A 26,630-nucleotide genomic window follows, 5' to 3' on the forward strand; every position below is an offset into this window, starting at 1 on the left:
CTGCCCGCACACAAAAGTGCCAGCGTCGCAGAGGTGGCGCGCAAATAGGCAAAATCAAACATATTAAAGTAAACTCTTATGCGAGCTCGCGTTTTGCGTTCTGAAGTTCGGACTGCGCCCGCGCGAGACGCCGCAGGGTGCCAGCGCGGCGTTGCTTCTTTTACGTTATAACATTACATATTGTGCCATGAGCACGTCTTTCACCGCCTTTCCGCCGAAGGATCACGATCACTGCGCCTGCCTCAACACCGCGCTCGGCCGCGCCAAGGCACGTTGCAACGAACAGGGCATCAAATGGACGGCCTTGCGCGAGCAGGTTTTCCTTGAGGTGGCGACGAGCCACAAGCCCGTGAGCGCCTACGATCTCATTGATGTGCTGGCCAAGAACGGCAAGCGCGTGGCTCCCGTTTCGATCTACCGCATCCTTGATGTGCTTCAGTCGGCGGGCCTCGTGCATCGTCTCGAAAGCCGCAATGCGTTTTTTGCCTGCATGGCAGATCACGGAAGCGCGGCGCATACGATCACGCTCGTTTGCGAGGATTGCGACCGCGTCATCGAGGCCGCCGCGCCAGAGGCGCTCCAGGCCATCGCCGCCGCGGCCAAGGCGGCCAACTTCATGATGCGTCACACCGTCGTCGAAGTGAGCGGCCTCTGCGCCGACTGCGCGGCCAGGGAAGCCCCCTCATGCTGACGCGCGCCAGCAATGTTGCTCAGGACGACGCGCTGGGCGCTGCCGGTTCGGCGCTGCTGGCGGCGGATGATGTCTCGATCTCCTTCCGCGGGAAGCCGGTGCTTGAGACGGTGAGCATCGCCGTGCACGAGGGCGAAATCGTCACGCTGATCGGGCCGAACGGTGCGGGTAAGACAACGCTCGCGCGGGTGCTGCTGGGCCTCGCCGCGCCCACGTCGGGCCGCGTGTTGCGCCGCTCCGGCCTCACGGTCGGCTATGTGCCGCAGCGTTTCCCGGTCGAGCGGATCATGCCGCTGTCGGTGCAACGCTTCATGCATCTGAACACGGGCGTATCGAAAGAGCGCGCGCTCGAATGCCTCGCCGAGACGGGTGCGGCCGCGCTCGCCGACGTGCAGATGACCGACCTCTCCGGCGGGGAGTTCCAACGCGTGCTGCTCGCCCGCGCGCTCGCCCGCGACCCCGACCTCCTTGTGCTCGACGAACCGGCTCGCGCCGTCGATTTCGCGGGCGCCGCGCAACTCTACGCCCTCATCGCGGCGATCCGCGCCCGCCGTCGCTGCGGGGTGCTTCTCATCTCGCACGACCTCCACGTGGTGCTCGGCGCAAGCGACCGCGTCGTGTGCCTCAACCGTCATATCTGCTGCGAGGGCGTGCCGCAGCACGTAGCGGCGCATCCCGAATATATGCGGCTGTTCGGCCCGGAAGCCGCCGCGAGCCTTGGCATCTACGGCCACCGACACGATCACACGCACTCGCTTTCGGGCGACGTCTGCGGCGAGGGCACCTGACATGCTCGACGATTTCGTAACGCGCGCCGTGCTCGCCGGGCTCGGTGCTGCGGCGTTGGCCGCCCCGCTCGGCTGCTTTGTCGTGTGGCGGCGCATGGCCTATTTCGGCGAAACCGTCGCCTATTCCGGCCTGCTCGGCGTGGCGCTCGGCTTCCTGCTGGGCGTGGACCTGACGCTCGGCGTGATCGTGACCGCCATCGCCATGGCGCTGCTGCTGTCGGGCCTGCAAGCGCAACGCGCGATCCCCTATGACACGCTGCTCGGCATCCTCGCACATGTCGCGCTGGCATCCGGCCTCATCGCGGCGAATTTCGTGAGCGGCGCGCGGCTCGACCTGATGGGCTATCTTTTCGGCGACATCCTCGCGGTGTCGCGGGCTGACGTTTTCTGGATCTGGGGCGGCGCGGCGGCGGTGCTCGCGGCGCTGACGCTGCTATGGCGGCCCTTGCTCGCGCTGACCGTGCATGAGGAACTCGCCGCAGCCGAGGGCGTGCGCGTGCGGCGCACCGAAACCGCGTTCATCCTGCTCATCGCCGTGACCGTGGCGCTCGCCATGAAGGTGATCGGCATCCTGCTCATCACGTCGCTGATGATCTTCCCGGCGGCGGTGGCGCGGCCCTTCGCGAAGACGCCCGAGCAGATGGCGGTGCTGGCGGCTCTGGCGGCGGCGCTGGCTGTGGCGGGCGGGTTGTTCCTGTCGCTGAAGCTCGACACAGCGGCGGGGCCGTCCATCGTGCTCGCGCTCGCGGCGCTGTTCTTCGTCGCGGCGGTGCCCGCGCTGGCGCTGCGGGGGCGCTGAGAAAAGAGACATTGACAAACCGCGCCAATTCGAACGCTGGCCTTCGCGCGGTTTTTCTCCTATGACCTAGGCAAAAGAAAACCGGCGATCCGGAGAAGGACCAATGAGCGACACGCGTGAACCGAGGCACATGACAACCGCAGTAAAGGTTGGGGGCGTGACCGTGGGCGGAGGCGCGCCGGTCGTCGTGCAGTCCATGACGAACACCGCCACGTCCGATGTCGATGGCACGGTCGCGCAGGTCGCGGCGCTCGTGCGGGCAGGCTCCGAACTTGTGCGCGTCACCGTCGACCGCGACGAAGCCGCCGCCGCCGTGCCGCACATCCGCGACCGCCTGCTCGCGCAGGGTATCGACGTGCCGCTCGTGGGCGACTTCCACTATATCGGTCACCGCTTGCTCGCCGATCACCCGGCCTGCGCGGAGGCGCTTTCGAAATATCGCATCAACCCCGGTAATGTCGGAGGCCGCGACAGCCGCGACGACCGCTTTTCCAAGATCATCGAGATTGCGCTCAAGCACGACAAGCCCGTGCGCATCGGTGTGAACTGGGGCAGCCTCGATCAGGATCTGCTGACCGCGATGATGGATGAGAATTCCCGCGCAACGAAACCCAAAGATACGCGCGACGTGATGCACGAGGCCATCGTGACCTCTGCGCTGAAGAGCGCGGCGCTTGCTGAAAGCCTCGGCATGGGCAAGGACAAGATCATCCTCTCGGCGAAAACCAGCTCCATTCAAGATCTCATCAGTTGCTACACGCTGCTTGCCGCGCGCTGCGACAATGCGTTGCATCTCGGGCTGACCGAAGCGGGCATGGGTTCGAAGGGCATTGTCGCGTCGGCGGCGGCGCTCGGCATCCTGCTTCAGAAGGGCATCGGCGACACGATCCGCGTTTCGCTGACGCCGGAGCCGGGCGGCGCCCGCACGAAGGAAGTCGAGGTCGCGCAGCAGATCCTGCAGACGATGGGCTTCCGCACCTTCGTGCCGATCGTGGCGGCGTGCCCCGGTTGCGGGCGCACCACGTCGACGCTGTTCCAGGAACTCGGGCAGAACATCCAGACGCATCTGCTTGAAAACATGGCGGAGTGGCGCAAGACCTATCCGGGTGTCGAGACGCTGAACGTGGCCGTCATGGGCTGCGTGGTGAACGGGCCCGGCGAGTCGAAACACGCAGACATCGGCATATCGCTGCCGGGCACGGGCGAGACGCCCGCCGCGCCGGTGTTCGTCGATGGCGAACGCGTCGCGACACTGCGCGGCCCGACGATGGCCGACGATTTCATGGTGATGGTGCAGGAGTATATCGAGAAGCGCTTCGGACAAGGCGCGCCGAAGGGCCAGCGGATGCCGCTCAAGGCCGCGGAGTAGTTACGACGACGTGATGCGCCCCGCCTGCTGGATCAGGCGGGGATAGTCGCGCAGGCGATAGCCCCGTCCGTTCACGTTTTGGTCGGCCAAAAGACACCTTCTCAGCCACACCTTCGATTGCGGAAGTTGTTCTTCGTCCCAATCTGTATCCACCGACTTTTCAAGCCCGGCCACCAGTTGATTTATTAGATATTTGACGTCCGCTTTCTCTTCCGCGCGCCTTCGATGCATATCCCTCGGAAATATAATTGGCCAGTTCGTTTGAAATTCCCATTTTAGGTCTTCGCCCCAGTTTTTTACGCCCGTCAAAGCATCGAACAATTCGGTTTTTGTCTGGTGCGCGATGATCAGAGGGATAGCGTAGAGAAGCTGTATCGGATTATGAGAGGGCCAAACTGAAGATAGCGTCTTAAGTAATTCCATACACCTCTCGATATCGCGGGGAGCAACGTGAAAATGTTCAAAAGCTGATATGATAAATGCTTCCTCCTGCGAAGCCGGCGCTTCCATCTTATTATAATTTATACATTCGCGAACCGCTATCTCCTGCACGAGCTTGTCGAGCTTGGGTAAGGAAAAAGTATATGTAGAATCGAAGAAGCGGTGCAGGTAACCGCTTCCGTCGAAGCTACTGCCGTAAACGGCGTTCACAGAATGAGACAATTGGTGAGTGTTCGTCGCTAAAACGAAAGCCACATTCGGCATGTCGAAAAGATGTTTCACACGTTCGAGAAGTTGCACCGCGTAGGTGGGACGGCACCTATCCAACTCATCCACCAGAATGATCAAAGGTAGCTTTTCCGGAACGCCATTTTCAAAAAGAGTTCCCAGCTTCTCCTTGAAGCTTTCTATTGCATCCTTGCTATTTCGAAATTCAGCAATACTATTTGAAAATGTATCAATAAGTTTATCGCCTTCGGCCTTCAGGGCCTCCTTAAACCCTTCCGCCACGTTTTCTTGAACAACAATGTTTAAACCGGCTTTGAGTGACGCTCTTCCGATTGCCCCCACAATTTTCAAGCCTTGCGATTTAGCGTCAGCCCATGCCTTCCGCTTCTTGCCAGTCAATCGAGACAAGACCTCATCAAGCGCTGCTAGTGCACTGACGCAAACATAGGATTCACAAAGCAGACGAAGCAAGGCATGCTTCAGGCATGGCTCAAACCGTCTGCATCCTTCTCTCGTCCGAAGACCGCTCACGTTTGGCGGCGGTCATCGGGGACCGCAACAGCCCGCAGAAGCACGCGCAGCGGGCAAAGATCGTGCTTCATTCTGCTGAGCGCCGTTCCGTTTTCGACGTCGCCCGCTTAAGCGGCGTCAGCCGGCCAGCCGTATGGCGTTGGCAGCGGCGCTACGCCGAAAAAGGGGTGGACGGGCTGTTGCGCGACCAGACCCGCAAGCCAGGCAAGCCGCCTTTGTCAGCGAAGAGCGTCGCGAAAGTGCTGGCGCTGCCGTGTTCCGAGCCCCCCGGAAACGCCACGCATTGGACCGGACGCGCTGTCGCCAAGGCGGCGGGCGTCAGCTTGCGCACGGTGCAGCGCATCTGGGGAGCCCACCGCCTTCAGCCGCACCGCTTGCGCACGTTCAAGAAGTCGAACGATCCCGCCTTCGCCGAAAAGGTCGAGGATGTGGTGGGCCTCTACATGAGCCCGCCCTGCCATGCCGTGGTCCTGTCCATCGACGAGAAGAGCCAGATCCAGGCGCTCGACCGCACTCAACCGGGCCTGCCGTTGAAGCCCGGCAAATGCGCGACCATGACCCACGATTACAAGCGCAACGGAACCACCACGCTGTTCGCCGCACTCAACGTGCTGGATGGAACCGTGCTCGGCCGCTGCATGAAGCGCCACCGCCATCAGGAGTTCATCAAATTCCTCAACGCCGTGGAGCGCAAGGTCCCAGCCGGCAAGATCATCCACGTCATTCTGGACAACTACGGAACCCACAAGCATCCCAAGGTGGACGCCTGGCTGGCGGATCATCCGAGGTGGGTTTTTCACTTCACGCCGACCTCGGCGTCCTGGCTGAACGCGGTCGAAAACTTCTTCTCCGCCATTACCCGGCGGCGCATCCGTCGTGGCGTCTTCAAATCCGTCGCCGACCTCGAAGACGCCATCAAGCGCTACATCGCCGATCACAACCGGAACGCAAAACCCTTCGTCTGGACCAAAACCGCCGATGAAATCTTCGACAAGCTCAACCGCCTCAATCTGCACCTTCTGAATGAGTCAGTGCACTAGGTGTTTGATCCCGGCATTTGATGGTGCATTATTCTCCCTCGGCTGGAAGGATGCGCTATGGGACAAATTCTTCATGGGAGCGCCACAACGACTGAGGCGGTCCGTCGAGCGATACAGCATAGTCAAGAGAGCTTGAGGGCCCTGGCCAAGCGCTACGGCATCAACCCGAAGACGGTCTCGAAATGGAAGAAGCGCTCATCCGTCGCCGATGTGCCGACTGGACCGAAAGAGCCGAAATCCACGGTTCTGTCGGTCGAGGAAGAGGCGATAATCGTCGCCTTCCGCAAGCATACGCTCTTGCCGCTCGACGATTGCCTCTATGCGCTACAGGCGACGATACCGCATCTGACTCGCTCGTCGCTGCATCGCTGTCTTCAACGCCACGGTATTTCTCGGCTGCCGGACGTCGAAGGCGACAAGCCCGCCAGGAAGAAGTTCAAGTCCTATCCGATCGGCTATTTTCATGTCGACATAGCCGAAGTGCAGACGGCCGAAGGCAAGCTCTATCTCTACGTCGCCATTGACCGCACGAGCAAATTCGCCTTCGTGCAACTCGTCAAAAAGACCGGCAGGACGTCCGCTTCAGCCTTCCTCGTCGCCCTGATAGAGGCAGTTCCCTACAAGATTCACACGGTGCTCACCGACAACGGCATCCAGTTCACGTTTCCGCCGCGTTATGCCGATGGACCAACGGCCAGATACATGACGCACATGTTCGACATGCGATGCAGCGAGAACGGCATTGAGCACCGCCTCACCAAGGTCAAGCATCCCTGGACAAACGGCCAGGTCGAGCGAATGAACCGGACGATCAAGGAGGCGACGGTCAAACGCTATCACTACGACCGTCACGAGCAGCTCGAAACCCACCTATCGGACTTCATCAACGCCTATAACTTTGCTCGCCGACTAAAGACCCTCAAAGGCCTCACGCCTTATGAGTTCATCTGTAAATGCTGGACGAATGAGCCGGAAAGATTCAAGATCGATCCAATCCATCAAATGCCGGGACTGAACAACTAGGATAGCGACGAGCGGGTCTGCGGCGTGATCGTCCGCCCATGCGTCTATTACGACTGCGGTGTAACCGTCTTGTTCGAGGGCCTTCGCAAAACGCGTGAGGAAAAAGGATTTTCCTTGTCCCCACGGCGCATCGATGTTGAGAACGAAGGATTGCTTCCGTTCCGCGCGTTCAGCCGTGCGACCGAGCAGAAATTTCTTTAAAAAATCCGCTTCTTCGCGGCGTCGAAGGTGGTCGTCGTTCCACGGGTCAAATGCGGCAGAACCATTTTCTTCGGAAGCCATCTCGCACCTCAGCAGATAAATATCTATCAATCTGTAGAGAGATGTTTCCGAGTCGGCAATTCCATGTCGCCGCACTCTTGCCGCAAGCCTGAACGCATTCTGAACGCGCGGTTCCGGGGCCGTTCAGGCGGTATCGCTTAAGGTTCTTCCATAAGGTCAAGCAGACCTGGTGGAGGCCAACATGAAGACCCGCATCGCGCTTTTTGCTCTTTCGCTCATCGCCCTGCCGCTCACCGCGGCGCAGACCGCATCCGCCGAGCCGTACGGCGCGCAGGTCGCTCGCGACAGGGCGCACATCGTGCACCATCGCCGCCAGATCCAGAAGGACAAGCAGGAGGCCGCCTATTACGCCGGTCGGCAGGCGCAGGCCGCTCGCGATGGCAATTACGGCGCGGCGCGTTACTTCGGCCATAAGAAGCGGCAGGAGCAGGCGCAGGTTCACGAGCAGCGGCGGAAGCTGTGGCGCGACCGCGCAGAACTTCGTCGCGACCGCTATTGGCGCAATCATTACTAGTCGCGCCGTGACCGCAGCGCATCGCGCGCAAGGTCCGAGGTGGCCGGGAGAAATCCCGGCCACCTCGTTGTGTGTGTTGCTGACAGTACCGCCGGATATGCCCCGCGTTCCTGGGGCGAAACGCTCAGGGTGCGCCTTTGATGAACTCAAAAGCGCGCTCTGATCTCATGATCCTATCGCAAAAGCGGCGTTTTGCAGATCTAGCTGACGCTGCGCTGCCACCAACCCTTTTTCGGCGGACCAGTACGCACCGGCTTGGGCTTGGGTTCCGGCGCGGGAGGCGGAAGGATTGCGATCTCGGCTTCAACCTTGACCTGCTCTTCCGCCGGTTCGTCCGGTTTCGCCTCAACGGCTTCCGCCACATCTGCGTTTGGCGACTGCGGTGCGTCTGCTTCGGCTGCTAGCGCCTCCGGCTTGGCCTCCGCCTCGGCTGCGGGTTCGCTCGCAACCTCTGCCGCAAGTTCGGCGACCGCTTCGGACTGGACCGGATCGCTGGAAGCGACGTCGGCCGTCGCATCCTCGCCGACGGCCTGAACGGGCTTCGGCTCGGCTTCGACCGCCACCGAGGCTTCGACGGGCGCGACTTCTACGGATTGCTCCAGCTGCGGCGCCGTATCGGCGTGCGCTTCCGCCGTCACGGCCTCAGCCGCTGGCGACTGCACGACCGGAAGCCCATGCTCGAAGTCGATCTCAGGCTGCTCTCCAAGCCCGGGGATCTCACCGGGCTGGCCCGCAAAATCGTCGCGATGACGCCTGCCACCGCGACGGCCTCTGCGCCTGTTACGACGGAACTGGCCGTCCTGACGTTCCTCGGCGCTCTCCCGGCGATCCTCGCCATTGACGGCTGCTACGGCTTGCGCCCCGGCCTCCGTCACGCCCTCGTCGGCACCGTCCGTATCATCATCGTCGTCATCGTCGTCGTCGGAGCCTTCCGCCATCGAGACCGTATGACCGTTCGGAAGCGGCGCATCGGCGGCGGCGTCGCCCCGACCGCGCCGACGGCGGCGCTTGCGGCGGGATGTCCGCTTCTCGCCTTCGCCTTCAGCAGTAGCAGCTGCGGCGGGGGAGGACGCCGGTTCGGCTTCCTCTTCCTCGTCCGCCTGCGCCAGCGACGCGGTTTCCATGTGAACCACGCGCGAGTCGCCCACGACCGGCGGCACCGCTTCGGCGCCGCGTTCGAGCACGAAATGCGCGCCGTGCGCCTTGTCGTCCGGTTGAAGAACGATCGTCACGCCGTAGCGGAGTTCGATATCGCGGAGATAGGAGCGCTTGTTGTTGAGGATGTACAGCGCGGCTTCCGTCGACGCGGTCAAGGTGATGTTGGCCGCTCCTTGCGTCCGCAGATGGTCCTCAATCGAACGCAGGATCATAAGCGCCACGGACTCGATCGACCGGATGTGCCCGACGCCCTGGCAGACCGGGCACGGCACAGTCGACACCTCGACAACGCCCTGACGCAGCCGTTGGCGCGACATCTCCATGAGGCCGAAATGGCTGATATGGCCAACCTGGATGCGGGCGCGGTCGTGGCGCAGGCTTTCCTTAAGCTTGCGTTCCACCGAACGGTTGTTGCGCCGCTCGTCCATGTCGATGAAGTCGATGACGATGAGGCCCGCGAGGTCGCGCAGGCGTACCTGCCGCGCAACTTCCTCGGCTGCTTCCATGTTCGTCTTCAGCGCGGTGTCTTCGATGGAGTATTCGCGCGTCGACCGCCCGGAGTTCACGTCGATGGCGACGAGCGCTTCGGTCTGGTTCAGCACGATATAGCCGCCGGACTTCAGCGTGACCACCGGGCTGAACATCTGGTTCAACTGACGCTCGACCTCATACTTGGTGAAGATCGGCTCAGGTTCCTTGTAGAGCAGCACGTTCTTCGCATGGCTCGGCATGAGCATGCGCATGAATTCTCTCGCCTCGTGGTGCGCTTCGTCGCCCGCGACAAGAATTTCGTCGATGTCCTTGTTGTAGAGGTCGCGGATCGAGCGCTTGATGAGGTCGCCTTCCTCGTAGACGAGGCAGGGCGCGGTGCTCTTCAGCGTGAGATCGCGGACATTTTCCCACAGGCGCAGCAGATATTCGAAGTCGCGCTTGATTTCGGCCTTGGTGCGCGATGCACCCGCCGTGCGGATGATGAGGCCCATGCCTTCCGGCACATCGAGTTCCTGCGCGATTTCCTTCAGGCGCTTGCGGTCTGCCGGAACGGTGATCTTGCGCGAGATGCCGCCGCCGCTGGCCGTGTTCGGCATCAGCACGGTGTAGCGGCCCGCGAGCGAGAGGTAAGTCGTCAGCGCCGCGCCCTTCGAGCCGCGCTCTTCCTTCACAACCTGGATCAGAACGATCTGGTTGCGCTTGATAACTTCCTGAATCTTGTAGTGACGCCACCGGCGCTTGTGACGCTGCGGCAGTTCTTCGAGCGCGTCCTCGGAACCGACGACCTCGACCGGCGCGGGCGTGGCGCTTTCCGGCACGGAAATGATGCCGCCGTCGTCCGAAGCCGACCCGCTGTCATCATCGCCTGCGTCGTCATCGCGAGAGCGATGCTTCGCCCTCGGCTGCTTGTCGGCCGCGTCCTCGACTTCGTCGTCATCGTCCTCTTCGTCGGCGTCGTCGTCCGAATCTTCGTCCTCAAGCTCGTCGTCGTCCTCGTCAGCCTCGTCATCTTCTGAATCGGGGCCGCCTTCCACGTCGTCGGGATGGCTCGGAATTTCGTCGCGAGCTTCCTCGCCGCGCGAGATGGCGGCCGTGAACTCTTCATAAAGCGTGGGCGGAAGCACGGCGTCGAGCGCGATCGCCCCGCCATTGCCGGGTTCGCCTGCGGTTTTTTCTTCGGGCGCGGTTTCGCCGGCGTCGGCCTGATCCGTAGGCGCGGCGTCGACCGCAGCGGCGAATTCAGCCCGAACGTCCTCGCTCGGAGCTTCGCCAGCGGCTGCTGCGACATCAGGCTGGCTCTCGCCGTTGCCAGACTCGTTGGATGTTTGCGTGCCGCCTTCGGCTTCCGGCGCTTTGTCGGAGGATCTGCGATTCGGACGGCTTTCGCCCGCGTCGCGGTAACGACCCTGTCGGTCCGCCGCCTCTTCTTTCATCAGCTGTTCGCGAACGGCAACCGGGATCTGGTAATAATCCGGGTGGATTTCGGCGAAGGCAAGAAAGCCGTGGCGATTGCCGCCGTAGTTCACGAACGCCGCTTGAAGCGAGGGCTCGATGCGAGCAACCTTGGCCAGATAGATGTTGCCTCGAAGCTGCTTCCGCGACGCGGACTCGTAGTCAAATTCCTCGACGCGATTGCCACGCGTCACCACCACCCGTGTCTCTTCCGGGTGGGTGGCATCGATTAACATCTTGTTTGCCATTGCAAATGCTTCCTGGCGCGCCCGCGCCAAAGCGTGGCCTCGCGATCATGGCGACATGATCGAGCGGACCGGCCGGACGGACGCACTGTTTGTTGATCGCGCTCTCGCCGCTTCGAACCAGCGCAAGGCTGGGAGCGCCGTCTTTTCCATTTCGGAGAAAGAGGGTCGACAGGCTTTGGATGCCGGACACGGCACCTTTCATATCAAGCAAGTCGGAGCGCGAGGTTGACATTGTGGTTGAGTCTCGGCTCGCCGACGGGCCCGTTTCTTCTTCGAAACGATGCGGCGAGACCACGATTCCGTGGCGATTTATTGTTCAGGGATTCAACATCCCGGCTGCTTTGCCTTCGACACTCGCGGTGCTGCCCAATCCAGATGGATCGATGCCCGTGGGCGATTGCCAAATTCACCACCTGATCCTGCTAGGCGGATTAGCAAAGCAGAAGCCAGCCTAATCGATCAGGATTGACATACCTCTAATACGTTGTGTTTGGCTTCGCTGCAAGCAAGACCTAAGCGACGTCCAACGAATTGGTGAAATCGCGGGATGCCTCGGCCAATCCGGCGGCGCCGAGGTGGACGCAGACAAACCCATGCTGTAGGACGTGGCGGAAGGGGCATCGAACCATGGAAACCGGCCTGAGACCTTCATCGGCTTTCGCGGCGTTCAGCGCTTTCCTCGTACTCGTCCTGATCATGAGCGCCGCGCGCGCCGAAGACATCGTGGTGAGCGCGCAGATCGGCGGTGACAGCCAGCGCACGCGCTTCGTCGCCTTCGTCTCCAAAGCGGTCGAATTTCGTATTTTCTCCATGGCCGATCCTTACCGGATCGTGATCGACATGCCTGAGACCGACATTCAGGTGCCGGGCGGCAAGGGACGCGGGCTGATCCTCTCGTCGCGCTCGGGTCTCCTCGCGCCGGGGAAGTCGCGCATCGTGATCGACCTCGCCGCACCCGCGCGTATCGAGAAAGCCGAGTTGTTGCCGCCCGAAAACGATCTTCCGGCCCGGCTCGTGATCGACCTTGCTCGCACGACCCACAAGACATTCCTCGCCTCCGTCAAGGCTCCGCCACCGGCGCCGAAGCCGGATGAGTCGCAAAGCGCCGCCGCGAATCTGGACACCGGGGATAGGCGTCCGCTCATCGTGATCGATCCCGGGCATGGCGGCATCGACGCGGGCGCGATTGGCCGAGCTACGAATACGCCTGAAAAGGAAGTCACCTTCGATTTCTGCAAGAAGCTCGCCTCCAAGCTCGAAGCGACGGCGCGCTATCGCATCGTCATGACGCGAACGTCGGACGTCTTCGTTTCCCTCGACGATCGCGCGGTCATGGCGGTCAAGGCGAAGGCAGACCTTCTCATCTCGATCCATGCCGATGCCCTCGACCCGAAACGCCTTGGCATAAAGGCGCTGAAGGAGGTTCGCGGCGGCACGATCTACACCCTGTCGGAAGAAGCATCCGACGAGCAGGCGAACGTCATCGCGCAGAACGAGAACAAGGTGGACGTGCAGGCGGGCGTTGCGAGCGAGCAGACTGCGCCGGTCGTTTCAGAAGAAATCGCGTCGATACTCAACGATCTCGAAAACCGGATCAAAAAGAACCGATCGACCGCCATCGCGCACTATCTCATCGATCACATGAAGGGCAAGATGAAGTTCAACATCCGGCCGCAGCGCTCGGCGAACTTCCGCGTGCTGAAAGCGCATGGCGTGCCTGCGATTCTGATCGAACTCGGCTATCTCAGCAATGAAGACGACGAAAAGCTCCTCATCTCGGAAGAGTGGCGTACAACGATTTCTTCGGTCCTGGGGGAGGCGGTCAACGCGTTCATGTCGGAACGGCAGGCGCACATTCCCTTGTGAGCGGGGGCCGATGCGCGCGCCCGCAAGCGTAGCCGCGGCCGTCTTCCCGTTAACCCGCGGTTGTACAGGATATGATGTTGTGGTTTAGCCGGGTAGAATAAGGAATATATGCTGTCACAATTTGGGCATGCCGTTATGCTCGTGATGGCGTCGCCGAACCCCCTCCGGTCGCTTTGTTTGGTCTGATCGTGGAACCGGCCGAATAATCAAGCGTGGAACTGATGCAAAGCAAGCCGCCTGTACTGCCGCCCCCCGTGAAAAAAAAGCGCCACAGGAGTCTCTTCCTGAGCTTTCTCGGGTTTGCGTTCACGGCAGGCGTTTTCATATTCATCGCGGCGTCTGCCGGAGCGGCCTATTTTCTCTGGACGATTTCGCAAGATCTTCCGGACTATGACAAGCTTGCCAATTACAAGCCGCCGATCATTACGCGCGTGCACGCCGGCGACGGTCGCCTCATCGCGGAATTCGCGAAGGAGCGGCGGATCTACGTTCCCGTTCAGGTCATGCCCAAGCCGCTTATCAACGCGTTCCTCGCGGCCGAGGACCAGAGCTTCTGGGAGCATGGCGGCCTCGATTTTCGTGGCATCCTGCGCGCCGTCTACAACAACCTGACGAAGAACAAGAAGGAAGGCGCTTCCACCATCACCCAACAGGTGGCGAAGAACTTCCTTTTGACGAGCGAGCGGTCCTATCTCCGCAAGGCGAAGGAAGCGATCCTCGCCGTCCGCATCGAGCGCGCCTACACGAAGGAGCGCATCCTTGATCTTTACCTGAACCAGATCTATCTCGGGGGCGGCTCCTATGGCGTCGCCGCAGCGGCGCTGCGGTACTTCGGCAAGGAGCTGAACGACCTCCAATTGCATGAGGTTGCCTATCTCGCCGCGCTGCCTAAAGAGCCGACGAAGCTGCAACTCACGACCGCGCGGCCCGGCAGCAAAGCCTTCCAGGACGCGTTCCTGCGGCGCAACGACATCCTCAACAACATGGCGCGCTTCGGCTTCATCAAGCAGGAAGACGCGGATCAGGCGAAGAAGCAGCCGCTCGAAATGGTGTCGCGCTCGGTCGGCCCGTCAACCTTCGCCGCTGAGTACTTCGCCGAGGAAGTTCGCCGCACGCTCGCCGACATGTACGGCCTCGAAGACACGGACGACAATTCAAGCGTCTATGCGGGCGGCTACTCCGTGCGCTCCACGCTCGATCCCGGTCTCCAGATGATGGCGCGCTCAGCCCTGCGCGCCGGGCTCGTCAACTTCGACCGCAAGCATGGCTGGCGCGGGCCGATCACGAAAATCGATCTCGCCATCGCCAACGATTGGGGCACGAAGCTCGCCGAAGTGCCCGCGCTGTCGGACGTCGATCCGTGGCGGCTCGGCGTCGTGTTGCAAACCGCTAAAGACAAGGCCGTTATCGGCTTGCAGCCGGGACGCTCCTCGAACAATACGCTGGATACCGAGCGCAAGACCATCGAGCTCGGCGCGGATGGCGCGAAGTGGGCTTTCGAGAGGATCAGGACCAAAACGAAGGGTCCCATCGGCATCAGCGACATCCTCACTGTCGGCGATGTCGTCTATGTTTCCCCGCCGAACGAAATCGACCTGCTGAAGGAGCGCGAGCGCAATCCGAAGCTCGCGGAAGGCAAGACCTCGCTGCCTGCATGGTCGCTGATGCAGGTGCCGCAGATCGGCGGCGCGACCGTCGTCATGGACCCGCATACCGGCCGCGTGCTCGCGCTTGTCGGCGGCTTCAGCTTCGCGGAAAGCCAGTTCAACCGCGCGCTGCAAGCGCGTCGGCAGCCGGGCTCGTCATTCAAGCCGATCGTCTACGCCGCCGCCCTCGATAACGGCTACACGCCCGCATCCGTGGTGAACGACGCCGTCTTCTCGGTGGACCAGGGCAACGGACAGGGCGAATGGAAACCATCGAACTACGACAAGCAGGTGCACGGCCTACAGCCGCTCCGTATCGGCATTGAGAAATCGCGAAACCTCATGACGGTGCGGCTCGCGCAGGATCTCGGCATGCCCATCGTCAGCGAATATGCGCGCCGTTTCGGGGTGTATGAGGATCTCCCGCCGCTGCTCTCCATGGCGCTCGGCGCGGGCGAGACGACGCTCATCCGGTTGACCACCGCCTATTGCATGTTCGTGAACGGCGGCAAGAAGATCAACTACACCTTCATCGACCGCATCCAGAACCGCATGGGCCAGACGATCTGGCGGCACGATAACCGCGCCTGCGATACCTGCAATGCGGAGTCGTGGGGGGGTCAGGAAGAGCCGCAACTCACGGACGAACGCGCGCAGATCATCGACCCGATGACGGCCTATCAGGTCACTTCGATGCTTGAAGGCGTCGTCGTGCGCGGCACGGGCTCCATCGTCTGGAAGCGCGTGCAGAAGCCGCTCGGCGGCAAGACCGGCACGACGAACGACGAAAAGGACGCCTGGTTCATCGGCTTCTCGCCCGACATCGCGATGGGCATCTTCATCGGCTACGATAATCCGCAACCGATGGGCCATGGTGAAACCGGTGGCGAGTTGGCCGCGCCGATCTTCGCCGACTTCTTCAAGATGGCGCTGAAGGACAAGCCCGCCGTTCCGTTCCGCACACCGGCCGACATCCGGCAGGTGCGCGTCAACAAACGCACGGGCCAACGCACCGATCCGGCCGATCCAGACGCCATTACCGAATATTTCAAGCCGGGCACCGAGCCGCCGGAAGGCTACGCGACCGCCTCTGCGTCCTACCCTGCGGGCGACCAGCAACCGGGCTATGGTGGCGGCCAGCCGGGAGGTTACGGTCAGCAGGGCGGGTATCCGGGCGAAAGCGGCGGAGGCTGGAGGCAGCCGCCTCAGCCGTCGTCCGGTGGATGGGGCCAGCCGCAGCCGACGCCTCCAAGCCAGCCTGGCACCGCAGGCGGCTATCCGCCGCCCTACGGACGGACCGCGCCCAGCCCCGGAGGCTTGTACTAGCCTGTTGCAATCCTATCTGCGTCCGGAGCACTTTTCTGGATGCAGACAGGATCGGCATTTTGGGCTGGAACTCAGCGCTGCCCGGTGCGATTGTCGAAATCAGCCCCAACGCCCGGCGAGCGCGCGCAGAGTACACTGGCGCTATGTTGGCTCAATCTTTACAGTTTTGTAATAACGGACCCGGCTGCCATCTTGCGCTCCGGCTCCTGCTTCACAGACGGAACTTTTCTCCATGCGCCCTGAAACACAAGCCATCGTCGACGAAATCAAGCAATCCCTCTCGCTCCTGCGGAGGTATCTTTGACTGGGATAAAGCAAAGATCCGCCTCGCGAACCTGAACGAGATCGTCGAAGACCCGACGCTGTGGGACAATCCGCAGCGCGCGCAGAAGCTGCTCCGCGAGCGGCAGCACCTCGACACCGCGCTCACCGCCTATTCGCAACTCGCCGCGCGCCTCGACGACGCCGTCGGCCTCATCGAACTCGGCGAGGAAGAGAGCGACGAGGAGGTTGTGAAAGAGGCTGAGGCTTCACTCGCCGTGCTGCAAACCGAAGTGCAGAAGCGCGAAGTCGAAGCGCTGCTTTCGGGCGAAGCCGATGGCAACGACACCTTCCTCGAAGTCCATGCGGGCGCGGGCGGCACCGAGAGCCAGGATTGGACCGAAATGCTGCTGCGCATGTACATGCGCTGGGCGGAGGAGCAGGGCTACAAGGTCGAACTGATTGAAAGCGCGGCGGGCGAAGAAGCCGGGCTGAAATCGGCGACGATCCAGGTGAAAGGCTCGAACGCCTTCGGCTGGCTCAAGACCGAGTCCGGCGTGCATCGCCTCGTGCGCATCTCACCCTATGACTCCAACGCGCGCCGCCATACAAGCTTCGCGTCGGTCTGGGTTTATCCGGTCGTGGATGACACCATCGACATCGCGGTGAACGAAAGCGACTGCCGCATCGATACCTACCGCGCGAGCGGCGCTGGCGGCCAGCACGTGAACACCACCGACAGCGCGGTGCGCATCACACACGTGCCGACCGGCATCGTGGTGCAATGCCAGATGGAACGCTCGCAGCACAAGAACCGCGCAACCGCTTGGAACATGCTGAAGGCGCGGCTCTACGAACAGGAATTGAAGAAGCGCGAAGACGCCGCGCACGCCGCCGCCGCGTCGAAAACCGACATCGGCTGGGGCCACCAGATCCGCTCCTACGTCCTCCAGCCCTATCAGATGGTGAAGGATCTCCGCACCGGCATCGTGAACACGAACCCGCCGGCTGTGCTCGATGGCGACCTTACCGCGTTCATTGAGGCGGCGCTGGCTCAGCGTGTGCATGGCGGCGGCCCGGCCAAGGTCGAGGATCTGGATTAGTGGCGGAGCAAACCCCGCCGCGGCTCATCATCTTCGACTTCGACGGCGTCATCGCCGACAGCGAGGTTTTGGCCTGCGAGGCGCTTGCCGCCTATGCGGGCGACCTCGGAGCGCCGATGACATGGCAGGAGGCGGCGAAGCTGTTCGTCGGCAAGCGCGCGTCCGACGAGGTCGCCACCATGGAAGCGCTGGCGGGCCGTCCGCTCCCGGACTTCCTGCCCGAGCTTGAACGCCGCACGTTCGCGTTGTTCGAGCGCTCTTTGCGCCCCATTCCCGGCGTGGGCGACTTCATCGCACGCCACGCGCACATCCAGCGCTGCATCGCGTCGTCGAGTTCGCCGCGCCGCATCGCTCTATGCCTGCGCGTGATGGGCCTCACCGACCGCTTTCCGCGCGGCATCTACAGCGCCGAGACCGTGGCGCGCGGCAAGCCGTTTCCCGATATTTTCCTGAAGGCCGCGCGTGAAGAAGGCGTGGAGCCGCGCGATGCCATCGTGATCGAGGACAGCGCGGGCGGCGTCCGCGCGGCGGTTGCTGCTGGCATGCGCGTGATCGGGCTTCTCGCCGCGTCGCATCTGCCGCCGGACCACGAAGCAGCGCTGGTCGCGGCGGGCGCGACGTTCATCGCCCACGACTATGACGAAGTCGCCCGCATCATTGATGCGCTATAAGGCACCCGCGATTTCCGCGACGATGGCGCGGGCGGCGGCGTTCGGATCGGCAGCGCGCGTGATTGGACGGCCGACGACGATGTAATCCGCGCCCGCGGCGATGGCCTCCGCCGGTGTGGCCGTGCGCGCCTGATCGTCGCCCACAACGCTGGCGCTTGCCGGACGAATGCCAGGCGTCACGACCGCAAGCCGCGAGCCGAAGGCGCTTTTCAGCGCGCGCGCCTCAAGCGCCGACGAAACGATGCCGTGAAAACCCGCCTCAGCCGCAAAGCCTGCGCGCGTGAGCACCAGGTCGCTGGCGGATAACGTGATGCCTTGTCCCGCGAGACTTTCCGGCCGGGCGTTCGTAAGCAGGCTGATGCCGAGCAGCTTCAGCGGCGAACCCGCCGCGCCACGCACCGCCGCCGCGACCGTCGCGTCATCCTGCGCGTGAACGGTGAGGAACGCCGCGCCGAGTGCCGCCACACGAGCCGTCGCCCGCTCGACGGTGGCGGCGATGTCGTAGAGCTTCGCGTCGACGAATACGCTCGCGCCGCCTTCCGCCAGCCGCTTCACGAGCGCCACGCCGTCCGCCGTCATCAAGAGTTCGAGGCCGATTTTCGCCACCGCATGCGGCAGCGCAAGCCGGTGCCAGAAGGCCGCCGCTTCGTCCGCGTAGGGGAAATCCAGCGCTACGATCAGTTTCTTCTCGGCTTCGGTCTCGAACGGCATCGGCATCCTCGCTGCGTTTTTCGCCAGTGCTCTGGCGCATATTTTTGGTCCACGTTGCGGCACGCTCTCCAGCAAAAATATGCGTTTCAAGAGCACCAGCAACCAATTGATTCTAGTGCAGTTTCGAATTTTACATTTGATGACGGCGCCAGCAGCGGGCGTGAATCAAATGTAAAATTCACTGCACTAGCCTGCCGGAAAGGCGCGCCCGAACCAACCGATTTCAGGTCCATCATGGCAGGGATGAGCGAAAAACGGGACGCAAACGACGCTGCCCTCGCTCGCCTCAAGAGCAATTCCCTTTTGTCAACGGTCGTGTCATCCTGAGCAAAAGGGCGCTCGCCGCCCGGAGAAAAACGAAGGGGGGAAACCGCGATGCTTCTGACGCCGCAGCATGAGCAGTTGCGCGACCAGGTGGAGCGCTTCGTAAAGAACGAGATCAACCCGTTCGTGGATGAATGGGAGCGCGCAGAGGAATTTCCCTCGCACGAACTCTTCAAGAAGCTCGGCGGACTCGGCGTGCTTGGCACGAAATACGACGAAGCCTATGGCGGCCTCGGGCTCGACTTTTCCTATTCGGCGACGGTCGCGGAAGCGCTCGGCACCTGCGATTGCGGCGGCGTGCCGATGGCGATCGGCGTGCAGTCGGACATGGCGACGCCCGCGCTGCACCGTTTCGGCAGCGAGGAGTTGAAGCGCGCGTGGCTCGCGCCAACCATCGCGGGTGACATGGTGGCCTGCCTCGGCGTGTCGGAGCCGGGCGCGGGATCGGACGTCGCCTCGCTCAAGACGACGGCGAAGAAGGACGGCGGCGACTACGTCATCAACGGCTCGAAGATGTGGATTACCAACGGCATGAAGGCCGACTGGTGCTGTCTGCTCGCCAACACGTCCGACGACAAGCCGCATCGCAACAAGTCTCTCATCGTCGTGCCGATGGACGCCAAGGGCATCACGCGGCAGAAGATCCGCAAGCTGGGCATGTTCTCGTCGGACACGGCGCAGCTTTTCTTCGACGACGTGCGCGTGCCGCAAACTAACCTCATCGGCGCGGAAGGCATGGGCTTCACCTTCCAGATGCTGCAATTTCAGGAGGAGCGGCTCTGGGGCGCGGCGAACTCGCTCACGATGCTCGACCGGCTCATCGACGCCACCATCGACTACACGCGCCAGCGCAAGGCTTTCGGCAAGTCCATCCTCGACAATCAGGTGGTGCATTTCCGGCTCGCGGAACTGCGCACGGAGGTGGAGGCGCTGCGCTCGCTGACGTGGCGCGCGGTTGAGGAATACATCTCCGGGCGCGACGTGACGAAGCTCGCTTCCATGGCGAAGCTGAAATGCGGGCGGCTCATCCGCGAGGTGACGGATTCGTGCCTGCAATATTGGGGCGGCATGGGCTTTACCTGGGATAATCCGCTGAGCCGCGCCATGCGCGACGGTCGGCTCGTGTCCATCGGCGGCGGCGCGGACGAGGTGATGCTGGGCATCATCTGCAAGTTTGAAGGCACGCTGCCCCGCGAGAAGAAGGACTGACGATGGCGGACCCGACCACATTGGCGCTGGTGCGCAACGGCGGTGCGCTGACGATCCGGCTCAACCGGCCGGAGGTTCGCAATGCCATGTCGCAGACGATGCTGGCGGAACTGCTGGCCGCGCTCGCGGACGCGGAGGGCACGGGCGTGCGCGTTGTGGTGCTGCGCGGTGCGGGCGGCCATTTCTGCGCGGGCGCTGATCTGCGCGACATGGCGGCGGCACGCATGGCTCCCGTCGGCGAAACGGACCCGGTTGCGACCTCGAACGCGGCGTTCGGCCATGTCTGCGCGGCCTATGCCCGCTCGCCGCTGGCTGTCGTGGCGGTGCTCGAAGGCAGCGTCATGGGCGGCGGCTTCGGCCTTGCCTGCACAGCGGATGTGGCGCTCGCCACGCGCACCGTGGATTTCCGCCTGCCTGAGACATCCCTCGGCGTGATCCCCGCGCAGATCGCGCCGTTTCTCGTGGAGCGGCTCGGCTATTCGGAGGCGAAGCGGTTGGCGGTGACGGGTGCGCGCTTCGGCGCGGAGGAAGCCTGTCGCATCGGGCTCGTGCATCGCATTTGCGAGACGTACGCGGACCTCGACGCGGCGTTAGCCGAAACGCTCCGCCATATCCTCGCCTGTGCGCCGGGCGCGGTGGCCGAAACCAAGGCGCTCTTGCGGCGCGCGCGCTTTGAGGATGCGGGCGCGCTCGTGGAGCACGCCGCCGCCGTCTTCGCAAAAGCCGCGCGCGGGCCGGAAGGTGCGGAAGGGCTCGCCGCCTTCATCGAAAAGCGCAAGCCGAACTGGGCGGAGTAGCGCGCGCTAAATCTCCGCCGTCGCCGCGTCGAGCCACGCGCGATCCGCGTCATCGAGATGGGGCGCAAGCGCTTCGCGGACGCGCGCGTGATACGCGTTCAGCCAATCGCGCTCGGCGGGCGAGAGCAACGCTGCATCGATCAGCCGCCGGTCGAACGGCGCGAGCGTCAGCGTCTCGAAGCCGAGCATCTCCGTCTCGCCGCCGTCGATGCCCTGCGCGGGCGTCACGGCAACGAGGTTTTCGAGCCGGATGCCGTACTGCCCCTCGCGGTAATAGCCCGGCTCGTTCGACAGGATCATGCCCGGCTCCAGCGCCACCGTGCCGCGCGGCGAGATGTTCGCCGGACCTTCATGCACCGAAAGGAAGCTGCCGACGCCGTGGCCCGTGCCGTGGCCATAGTCCAGCCCCGCATCCCACAGCGCACGCCGCGCAAAGCTGTCCAACGCCGCGCCGGTGGTCTTCGCCGGGAAACGCGCCGTCGCAATGCCGATATGCCCCTTCAGCACGAGCGTGTAATGGCGGCGCATGTCCGCGTTTGGGTCGCCAATGGCGACGGTGCGCGTGATGTCGGTCGTACCGTCGCGATACTGGCCGCCGGAGTCGATCAGATAAAGTGTGCCCGGCAGAAGCGGCTTGTTCGTCTCGGGCGTGGCGCGATAATGCACGATGGCGCCGTTCGATCCCGCGCCGGAAATCGTGTCGAAGCTGAGATCGACGAGCTTGCCCGTCTCGCGGCGGAACGCTTCGAGCCTGTCCGACGCCGCCAGCTCATCGACCGTGCCGGACGGAGCGCTAGATTGGAGCCACGCAACGAACCGCGCCACCGCCACGCCGTCGCGCAGATGCGCCGCGCGCGCGCCTTCGAGTTCGGTTGCGTTCTTGGCGGCCTTGAAACGGATGCTCGGATCGTCGCCCTCGATGACTTTCGCGCCCGCGACTTTCAGGATGTCGGCCACGCGAAGCGTTGTGTATGCCGGGTCGGCGATGACCTTCGCCGCCGCACCCACGAGGCGCGGAAGCACCTTCCACAGGTCGCCCAGCGGATGCAGCGCGGCCAGCACTTCCAGCCCCTCGCGGTTCTCATCGGTCAAATGGCCCGGCGAAACGAACAGCGTCGGCTTGCCCTTCAACGGCACATAGGCGCGGGCGAGCGCCACCGGCGTATGCGCGACATCGCCGCCGCGGACGTTGAATAGCCACGCCACCGCGTCCGGTGCGCTCACGATGAGCCCCGTCGCCTTCCGCGCGGCGATCTCCTTCTGCACGCGCTCAAGCTTCGACGCCGCGCTCTCGCCCGCTAACGCCTCGTCGTGGAAAACGATGGGCGCGAAGGACGGCGCGGGGCGATCCTCCCACAGCGCATCGAGGGGGTTCGCCTTGACGGGATGAAGCTCGAAACCGGCCTTTTCGGCCTCCGCCTTCAGCGGCTTGAAACTCGCCTGCGTGAAAAGCGATGGGTCATAGCCGATCGCCGCGCCCTCGCCCGCGTGCTCGCCGAGCCATTTCGCAAGCGTCACCTTCGGAAACAGCTCGACCGTGTAAAGCGCCGCATCCACCTGCGCCTTGGCCTGAAGAGTATAGCGGCTGTCGACAATGAGCGCGGCCTTGTCGGCGAGCACAACCGCCGTTCCGGCCGAGCCGGTGAAGCCCGTCAGCCACGCGAGACGATCCCAGCATGCGGGCACTGCCTCGTTCTGGAACTCGTCGGCTTTCGGGACGATGAAGCCCGCGAGCTTCTCATCGGCGAGAGCGTCGCGTAGCGCGGCGAGTCGGCTTTCGTGGGTATGCGGCATGGGAGACCTCGGCTGAACGGTCGTGCGTTATTCGGCATATGGCGCGGGCGCGAATTATGCGAAAGTTGCAGACGGGCAACAATGGCGCAGTTTGGAACGCCGACCGCGCTAGCCAACTCGCCGCAGCGTAAGCGTCGCCCAGCCTTCGAGGTCGCGGCGGTGCACGAGCACGAAGCCCGTGGCGCGGTAGCGGGCCACGATCTCGCGCGCTTGCCCGGAAAGCAGCCCGGACAAAATCACCGTGCCACCGATGCGGGTGAGTTCGCGGATGCGCGGCGCGAGCTTCAACAGCGGCTTCGCGAGGATGTTCGCGACGATCACGTCGAACGGCGCCAGGGCATAGGCGTCGCGCGGCTTGTAGCCATCGCCGGTGAACAGCGCGATGTCCGCGCCCGCGCCATTCATGCGGACGTTCTCGCGCGCGACCTCCACGGCGATGGGATCGACGTCCACGGCCACGATGTGCGGGCCGTGCCCCAGCGCCTTCGCCGCGCCGATGGCGAGCACGCCCGAGCCGGTGCCGAGGTCGAGCACGCGATCCACACCGACGGGGGAAAGCCGCTCCAGCGCGAGCAGGCAGCCCTTCGTCGTTCCGTGGTGCGCGGTCCCGAAGGCGCGGCCCGCGTCGATCTCAATGGCCCATTGTGAGGCGACGCGCGCGCGATCATGGCTGCCGTGCACGATGAAGCGGCCCGCGTGGACCGGCGGCAGTGCGCGCTGCGTCTCGCTCACCCAGTCCGCATCGGGGATGGCTTCGACCGCCGTCGCAGCCGGTGCGATGCCCGCGTCCGCCAGCGCCGCCGTTGCGACATCGCAGAGCGCGCCGTCGTCATAGATTTCGACCGACCAGCGCTTCCCGTCCGCATTTTCGAGCGCGACGACCGGCGTTTCCTCGAAGGCCGGCAGTTCGCCAAGGATCTCGCTTGCGGCAACTGCCTCGTTTTCGGACGCAAAGTTCAACACTGTCTTGTGGGTCAATCGCATGGGAAACCTGTTTCGGGTGATGGGCGGCCGCCTTTCAGGAACGGGGAGCACCATTCGCCGAAGCTTTCAAGCGTCTTCGTCGGCGCTTTTCGGCATGAGAGGCGGCGATGAGATAACCGGATCAAGGCCGGCAAAAACCATGGCTGGCCGCATCAAACTGCCGGCATCATTACTCGGCTGCACCGCTTGGAAAAGGCATGCATGGCTTGACCGCGACAGCTTCATCTGGCTTCTCACGGACCATGTGGACGGCGAGGTTCCGCGGGTCACCCGCGCGAGCAAGTGATAGCGAGCGTTTGCGCCGCGCCAGCCACGGCATCGAAGCCGCCGCCAGCTTACTCGGCGGTTACGGCTTCGAGCGCCGGTTCGCCGGGAAGAGCGAGTAACACCGGGCGCGACGCATCATGTGCGCTCGCTGCATAGGTCTGGAAGTCGCCGTTCGTTGCCAGACCGCGCGCCTTTTCACCGTTGGCGGCGCTTCCCCGAGCCGTATGGGCCAGCCTTTGGCCTAAGGGTGCGCTTGCTTCGACCTCCGCATGCTGTCTGGCCAGAGCCGTCGTCAAACCGATGCCGTCGATACTTCCTGCATGTAGAGCGAAAAGGAAGAGACCGCCTGAAATGCCGATACCGGCGAGGAAAAGACTGACGATCGGCCAGACATTGAAACGGATCATGATTTAGTGCCGTTGGCGGGGTTGAGGAGTGAGCCTTTCTTTCCGGCTTTCTTCCAGTCATACCCTTCCCCTTCTAAAGGAAACTTACCGGCCTTCCGCGAATTGACCGAAGTCAATAATTGTGATCGCAATCTGTCGACGCGCCCGTTCGGATGGAGCGGAATGCGACACTTGCGCGTTCCCCCCAAATCAGGCGAACTAGCTGTCTGAAAAGCTGGGGATAACGGATGGTTTCCTATGGCAGGTAGAGACGGCAAGGGAAAAGATGGCGGGATTGAAAACGGTCGCGTGCCGATTTTGCCGCTGCCGCTCCCTTCCAATGTGACGCGGCTGCCTTCGGCTGACCGGCGCGAGAAGTTGCGCATCGTGGAAGCGCTGCTGTTTGCCGCCGCCGAACCGCTCGACGAAGCTTCGCTGGCGAAGCATCTCGGCGCGAAAGACGACGTGCGCCAGCTTCTGGAAGAGCTTCAGCAGCTTTACGCCGGGCGTGGCGTCAACCTCGTCCACGTGGCGGGCAAGTGGGCGTTCCGTACTGCGGAAGACCTCTCGTTCCTGCTTGAACATTATTCCATCGAGCAGCGCAAACTATCCAAGGCCGCACTCGAAACGCTCGCCATCATCGCCTATCACCAGCCGGTGACGCGCGCCGAGATCGAGGAAATTCGCGGCGTCTCGACATCCAAGGGTTCGCTCGACGTGCTGCTCGAAATCGGCTGGGTGCGCCTTCGCGGACGCCGTCGCGCGCCGGGCCGCCCCACCACCTACGGCACCACGGAAGCGTTCCTCGATCATTTTGGCTTCGATTCCATCCGCGACCTGCCCGGCCTCGCCGAACTCAAGGGAGCGGGCCTCCTCGACAGCAACCTGCCGCCCGGCTTCTCCGTGCCGGAGCCGAACGACAGCATGGCCCTTCGCGACGACGAAGATCCGCTGGAGGACGAGCCATCGGGCAGGCACACGGATGCCGAAGACGACGCTCCCGTCGAGGTGGAGCCGGAAGCCCACAAGCCGCATCCCGTGCTCGTGGCGTCGGCGGGCTGACCGAGCGAGGATGCGGAGGCGCGGAAGGTGAAGACAGCGCGGAAACACCGGCGCACCTTCGCTTTTCTGCTACGCATTGATAGGATGAGCGCGCTTGACATGGCGCGCTCATGCGGCCACGTTCAGGGGAAATTTCCCAACATCGCGCGTGCCGCCGGAAGACGGCGACGAAGGAGTAAATCCAGATGCCCCAGGATCTCATGTTCGGAGCGACGTGGAGTCTGCCGCAGCTCCTTATTGTTCTGTTGCTCGTCGTGCTTCTGTTTGGCAGAGGCAAGATTTCTGAGCTGATGGGCGACGTCGCAAAGGGAATAAAGAGCTTCAAGAAGGGCATGTCGGAAGAAGAAGAGGCAACCCCGCCTCCAGCCGCCACGCAGAGCACCGCCGCACCCGCTGCTCCCGCCGCCCCGAAGCCGATCGAGCACGAGGCCCCGCGCGCTGAAGTGAAGTCTCCCGTCGGCTCCGAAACGAAGGCTTGAGCAAGCGGTCACTAGCGCTTTGAGGGCAAAGGGGCAGAATGTTCGATATCGCGTGGTCTGAGCTTCTCGTGATTGCAGTCGTCGCGCTGATCTTTATCGGCCCGAAGGAACTGCCAAGCATGCTTCATACGCTCGGCCGCTTCGTGCGGAAGATCCGCAACCACGCGGACGACTTCCGGCGTCAGTTCGACGACTCGATGCGCGATGGCGGCTATCAGGATCTTCAGAAGAACCTTCAGGACTTCCGCGCCCTCAACCCGGCGGGCCAGTTGAAGGACAGCATCAAGCGCGCCATCGATCACGACTATTCGAAGCCCGCCCCCGTGCCGGAAACACCGCAGGCTAACGCGCCGCAGGGCGCCGATGCCGCGAAGACCGCGAGCGCAGGCACCCCCGCAGCCGCAGAGGTTTCCGCTCTATCGCAGGCCGAGGGACCGGGCGCGCTCGCTCCGGCCACCCCGGCGATCCCGACCGCGCCGCAAGTCGACATCGCTGCGCCTCTGACCGTTCCCGTTCCCGAGACTGCGCCTGCGAAAGCGGCAATCGAGGCGGAGAAAACAAGCGCCGAACCGGCCGTGTCGTCATACGCGCCCGCAAGTCAAGCCGTCCCCGCAAAGCCTTTGGAGCCGCAAGCCGCCGCGAGCGATCCCGCCAAAGACCGCATAGCTCCAGCCGCGTGAGCGCTTAC

Annotated in this window: 23 protein-coding genes and 1 pseudogene; 17 read left to right on the plus strand and 7 right to left on the minus strand. The window is 63.2% G+C overall.

Going from position 1 to position 26,630, the window contains the following annotated elements; translation table 11 throughout:
• Positions 1-187 precede the first annotated feature (187 nt).
• The 4 genes from RVAN_RS15350 to ispG all read left to right on the plus strand — a co-directional run bounded on the left by RVAN_RS15350 (position 188) and on the right by ispG (position 3,647).
• Complete coding sequence (locus tag RVAN_RS15350; RefSeq protein WP_013420628.1) at positions 188-691, plus strand: Fur family transcriptional regulator; 504 nt, start codon at positions 188-190, stop codon at positions 689-691.
• A complete protein-coding gene (locus RVAN_RS15355; RefSeq protein ID WP_013420629.1) occupies positions 685-1,479 on the plus strand; it encodes a metal ABC transporter ATP-binding protein in 795 nt (264 codons plus the stop codon). Before RVAN_RS15350 ends, RVAN_RS15355 begins: the two co-directional genes overlap by 7 nt.
• Position 1,480: 1 nt before the next feature.
• Positions 1,481-2,278, plus strand: coding sequence for a metal ABC transporter permease (locus RVAN_RS15360; protein ID WP_013420630.1), 798 nt, complete (start codon positions 1,481-1,483; stop codon positions 2,276-2,278).
• A 103-nt stretch (positions 2,279-2,381) separates the two neighbouring features.
• Positions 2,382-3,647 carry a flavodoxin-dependent (E)-4-hydroxy-3-methylbut-2-enyl-diphosphate synthase gene (gene ispG / locus RVAN_RS15365; RefSeq protein ID WP_013420631.1) on the plus strand — a complete coding sequence of 422 codons (1,266 nt, stop codon included), beginning with the start codon at positions 2,382-2,384 and terminating at the stop codon, positions 3,645-3,647.
• Here ispG and RVAN_RS19240 read toward each other — a convergent pair whose 3' ends face one another.
• Positions 3,648-4,787, minus strand: coding sequence for a KAP family P-loop NTPase fold protein (locus RVAN_RS19240; protein WP_210160437.1), 1,140 nt, complete (start codon positions 4,785-4,787; stop codon positions 3,648-3,650).
• Positions 4,788-4,801: 14 nt separating this feature from the next.
• Between RVAN_RS19240 and RVAN_RS15375 the strand changes: the two are divergent.
• Positions 4,802-5,874, plus strand: a pseudogene (locus RVAN_RS15375) (IS630 family transposase).
• A 70-nt stretch (positions 5,875-5,944) separates the two neighbouring features.
• Complete coding sequence (locus RVAN_RS15380) at positions 5,945-6,910, plus strand: IS481 family transposase (protein ID WP_013420349.1); 966 nt, start codon at positions 5,945-5,947, stop codon at positions 6,908-6,910.
• Here the strand turns inward: RVAN_RS15380 and RVAN_RS21200 are convergent.
• On the minus strand, positions 6,797-7,192 hold the full coding sequence (locus RVAN_RS21200; protein WP_155942480.1) for a P-loop NTPase fold protein: 396 nt from the start codon (positions 7,190-7,192) through the stop codon (positions 6,797-6,799). The two genes, RVAN_RS15380 and RVAN_RS21200, sit on opposite strands and share 114 nt — an antisense overlap.
• Positions 7,193-7,373: 181 nt before the next feature.
• Here RVAN_RS21200 and RVAN_RS15385 point away from each other — a divergent pair, with 181 nt between their 5' ends.
• The gene (locus RVAN_RS15385) at positions 7,374-7,706 is read left to right on the plus strand and encodes a hypothetical protein (protein ID WP_013420632.1); all 333 of its coding nucleotides are present in this window, start codon (positions 7,374-7,376) and stop codon (positions 7,704-7,706) included.
• Between the two features lie 200 nt (positions 7,707-7,906).
• Here the strand turns inward: RVAN_RS15385 and RVAN_RS15390 are convergent, their stop codons facing one another.
• Entirely contained in the window at positions 7,907-11,056 is a 3,150-nt protein-coding gene (locus RVAN_RS15390) for an Rne/Rng family ribonuclease (protein ID WP_013420633.1), read from the minus strand.
• A 627-nt stretch (positions 11,057-11,683) separates the two neighbouring features.
• On the opposite strand from RVAN_RS15390, the gene RVAN_RS15395 reads away from it, so the two are divergent.
• The 4 genes from RVAN_RS15395 to RVAN_RS15410 all read left to right on the plus strand — a co-directional run bounded on the left by RVAN_RS15395 (position 11,684) and on the right by RVAN_RS15410 (position 17,929).
• Positions 11,684-12,922, plus strand: a complete 1,239-nt coding sequence (locus RVAN_RS15395; RefSeq protein WP_013420635.1) for an N-acetylmuramoyl-L-alanine amidase — start codon at positions 11,684-11,686, stop codon at positions 12,920-12,922.
• Between the two features lie 221 nt (positions 12,923-13,143).
• Positions 13,144-15,894, plus strand: coding sequence for a penicillin-binding protein 1A (locus RVAN_RS15400; protein ID WP_013420636.1), 2,751 nt, complete (start codon positions 13,144-13,146; stop codon positions 15,892-15,894).
• 232 nt (positions 15,895-16,126) lie between these two features.
• Positions 16,127-17,258 (plus strand): peptide chain release factor 2 gene (prfB, locus tag RVAN_RS15405; RefSeq protein ID WP_013420637.1). Its coding sequence is split into 2 segments (ribosomal slippage): positions 16,127-16,195 and positions 16,197-17,258, totalling 1,131 coding nucleotides; the frame shifts between segments, so codons are not numbered across the junction.
• Entirely contained in the window at positions 17,258-17,929 is a 672-nt protein-coding gene (locus RVAN_RS15410) for an HAD family hydrolase (RefSeq protein WP_013420638.1), read from the plus strand. Before prfB ends, RVAN_RS15410 begins: the two co-directional genes overlap by 1 nt.
• Here the strand turns inward: RVAN_RS15410 and pyrF are convergent.
• Complete coding sequence (gene pyrF, locus RVAN_RS15415; RefSeq protein ID WP_013420639.1) at positions 17,924-18,640, minus strand: orotidine-5'-phosphate decarboxylase; 717 nt, start codon at positions 18,638-18,640, stop codon at positions 17,924-17,926. The genes RVAN_RS15410 and pyrF overlap by 6 nt on opposite strands.
• A 375-nt stretch (positions 18,641-19,015) precedes the next feature.
• Here pyrF and RVAN_RS15420 point away from each other — a divergent pair, with 375 nt between their 5' ends.
• Positions 19,016-20,173 carry an acyl-CoA dehydrogenase family protein gene (locus RVAN_RS15420; RefSeq protein WP_013420640.1) on the plus strand — a complete coding sequence of 386 codons (1,158 nt, stop codon included), beginning with the start codon at positions 19,016-19,018 and terminating at the stop codon, positions 20,171-20,173.
• A 2-nt stretch (positions 20,174-20,175) separates the two neighbouring features.
• Positions 20,176-20,970, plus strand: coding sequence for an enoyl-CoA hydratase-related protein (locus RVAN_RS15425; protein ID WP_013420641.1), 795 nt, complete (start codon positions 20,176-20,178; stop codon positions 20,968-20,970).
• A gap of 6 nt (positions 20,971-20,976) precedes the next feature.
• Here RVAN_RS15425 and RVAN_RS15430 read toward each other — a convergent pair whose 3' ends face one another.
• Positions 20,977-22,764 carry an aminopeptidase P family protein gene (locus RVAN_RS15430; protein WP_013420642.1) on the minus strand — a complete coding sequence of 596 codons (1,788 nt, stop codon included), beginning with the start codon at positions 22,762-22,764 and terminating at the stop codon, positions 20,977-20,979.
• Between the two features lie 108 nt (positions 22,765-22,872).
• A complete protein-coding gene (locus tag RVAN_RS15435; RefSeq protein WP_013420643.1) occupies positions 22,873-23,748 on the minus strand; it encodes a 50S ribosomal protein L11 methyltransferase in 876 nt (291 codons plus the stop codon).
• Between RVAN_RS15435 and RVAN_RS20545 the strand changes: the two genes are divergently transcribed.
• Positions 23,747-24,034 carry a hypothetical protein gene (locus RVAN_RS20545; RefSeq protein WP_169309567.1) on the plus strand — a complete coding sequence of 96 codons (288 nt, stop codon included), beginning with the start codon at positions 23,747-23,749 and terminating at the stop codon, positions 24,032-24,034. The genes RVAN_RS15435 and RVAN_RS20545 overlap by 2 nt on opposite strands.
• 49 nt (positions 24,035-24,083) lie before the next feature.
• Here RVAN_RS20545 and RVAN_RS15445 read toward each other — a convergent pair whose 3' ends face one another.
• Positions 24,084-24,422, minus strand: coding sequence for a hypothetical protein (locus RVAN_RS15445; protein ID WP_013420645.1), 339 nt, complete (start codon positions 24,420-24,422; stop codon positions 24,084-24,086).
• A 237-nt stretch (positions 24,423-24,659) separates the two neighbouring features.
• Between RVAN_RS15445 and scpB the strand changes: the two genes are divergently transcribed.
• From scpB to tatB, 3 genes are all read left to right on the plus strand, one after another.
• Positions 24,660-25,463: an SMC-Scp complex subunit ScpB gene (scpB, locus tag RVAN_RS15450; RefSeq protein WP_013420646.1), complete on the plus strand. Its 804-nt coding sequence runs from the start codon at positions 24,660-24,662 to the stop codon at positions 25,461-25,463.
• A gap of 200 nt (positions 25,464-25,663) precedes the next feature.
• Positions 25,664-25,942, plus strand: a complete 279-nt coding sequence (locus RVAN_RS15455) for a twin-arginine translocase TatA/TatE family subunit (protein WP_041789375.1) — start codon at positions 25,664-25,666, stop codon at positions 25,940-25,942.
• A 38-nt stretch (positions 25,943-25,980) separates the two neighbouring features.
• Positions 25,981-26,622, plus strand: coding sequence for a Sec-independent protein translocase protein TatB (tatB, locus tag RVAN_RS19250; protein ID WP_013420648.1), 642 nt, complete (start codon positions 25,981-25,983; stop codon positions 26,620-26,622).
• The last annotated feature ends 8 nt before the right edge of the window (positions 26,623-26,630 follow it).

The organism is Rhodomicrobium vannielii ATCC 17100 (genome assembly GCF_000166055.1).
Taxonomy (GTDB): Bacteria; Pseudomonadota; Alphaproteobacteria; order Rhizobiales; family Rhodomicrobiaceae; genus Rhodomicrobium; species Rhodomicrobium vannielii.

Bases quoted from the DNA above. Each gene is read 5' to 3' on its own strand.
- RVAN_RS15350 (WP_013420628.1), top strand. From the start codon at position 188: ATGAGCACGTCTTTCACCGCCTTTCCGCCGAAGGATCACGATCACTGC.
- RVAN_RS15355 (WP_013420629.1), top strand. From the start codon at position 685: ATGCTGACGCGCGCCAGCAATGTTGCTCAGGACGACGCGCTGGGCGCT.
- RVAN_RS15360 (WP_013420630.1), top strand. From the start codon at position 1,481: ATGCTCGACGATTTCGTAACGCGCGCCGTGCTCGCCGGGCTCGGTGCT.
- ispG (WP_013420631.1), top strand. From the start codon at position 2,382: ATGAGCGACACGCGTGAACCGAGGCACATGACAACCGCAGTAAAGGTT.
- RVAN_RS15380 (WP_013420349.1), top strand. From the start codon at position 5,945: ATGGGACAAATTCTTCATGGGAGCGCCACAACGACTGAGGCGGTCCGT.
- RVAN_RS21200 (WP_155942480.1), bottom strand. From the start codon at position 7,192: ATGGCTTCCGAAGAAAATGGTTCTGCCGCATTTGACCCGTGGAACGAC.
- RVAN_RS15385 (WP_013420632.1), top strand. From the start codon at position 7,374: ATGAAGACCCGCATCGCGCTTTTTGCTCTTTCGCTCATCGCCCTGCCG.
- RVAN_RS15390 (WP_013420633.1), bottom strand. From the start codon at position 11,056: ATGGCAAACAAGATGTTAATCGATGCCACCCACCCGGAAGAGACACGG.
- RVAN_RS15395 (WP_013420635.1), top strand. From the start codon at position 11,684: ATGGAAACCGGCCTGAGACCTTCATCGGCTTTCGCGGCGTTCAGCGCT.
- RVAN_RS15400 (WP_013420636.1), top strand. From the start codon at position 13,144: ATGCAAAGCAAGCCGCCTGTACTGCCGCCCCCCGTGAAAAAAAAGCGC.
- pyrF (WP_013420639.1), bottom strand. From the start codon at position 18,640: ATGCCGTTCGAGACCGAAGCCGAGAAGAAACTGATCGTAGCGCTGGAT.
- RVAN_RS15420 (WP_013420640.1), top strand. From the start codon at position 19,016: ATGCTTCTGACGCCGCAGCATGAGCAGTTGCGCGACCAGGTGGAGCGC.
- RVAN_RS15425 (WP_013420641.1), top strand. From the start codon at position 20,176: ATGGCGGACCCGACCACATTGGCGCTGGTGCGCAACGGCGGTGCGCTG.
- RVAN_RS15430 (WP_013420642.1), bottom strand. From the start codon at position 22,764: ATGCCGCATACCCACGAAAGCCGACTCGCCGCGCTACGCGACGCTCTC.
- RVAN_RS20545 (WP_169309567.1), top strand. From the start codon at position 23,747: ATGGGAAACCTGTTTCGGGTGATGGGCGGCCGCCTTTCAGGAACGGGG.
- RVAN_RS15435 (WP_013420643.1), bottom strand. From the start codon at position 23,748: ATGCGATTGACCCACAAGACAGTGTTGAACTTTGCGTCCGAAAACGAG.
- RVAN_RS15445 (WP_013420645.1), bottom strand. From the start codon at position 24,422: ATGATCCGTTTCAATGTCTGGCCGATCGTCAGTCTTTTCCTCGCCGGT.
- scpB (WP_013420646.1), top strand. From the start codon at position 24,660: ATGGCAGGTAGAGACGGCAAGGGAAAAGATGGCGGGATTGAAAACGGT.
- RVAN_RS15455 (WP_041789375.1), top strand. From the start codon at position 25,664: ATGTTCGGAGCGACGTGGAGTCTGCCGCAGCTCCTTATTGTTCTGTTG.
- tatB (WP_013420648.1), top strand. From the start codon at position 25,981: ATGTTCGATATCGCGTGGTCTGAGCTTCTCGTGATTGCAGTCGTCGCG.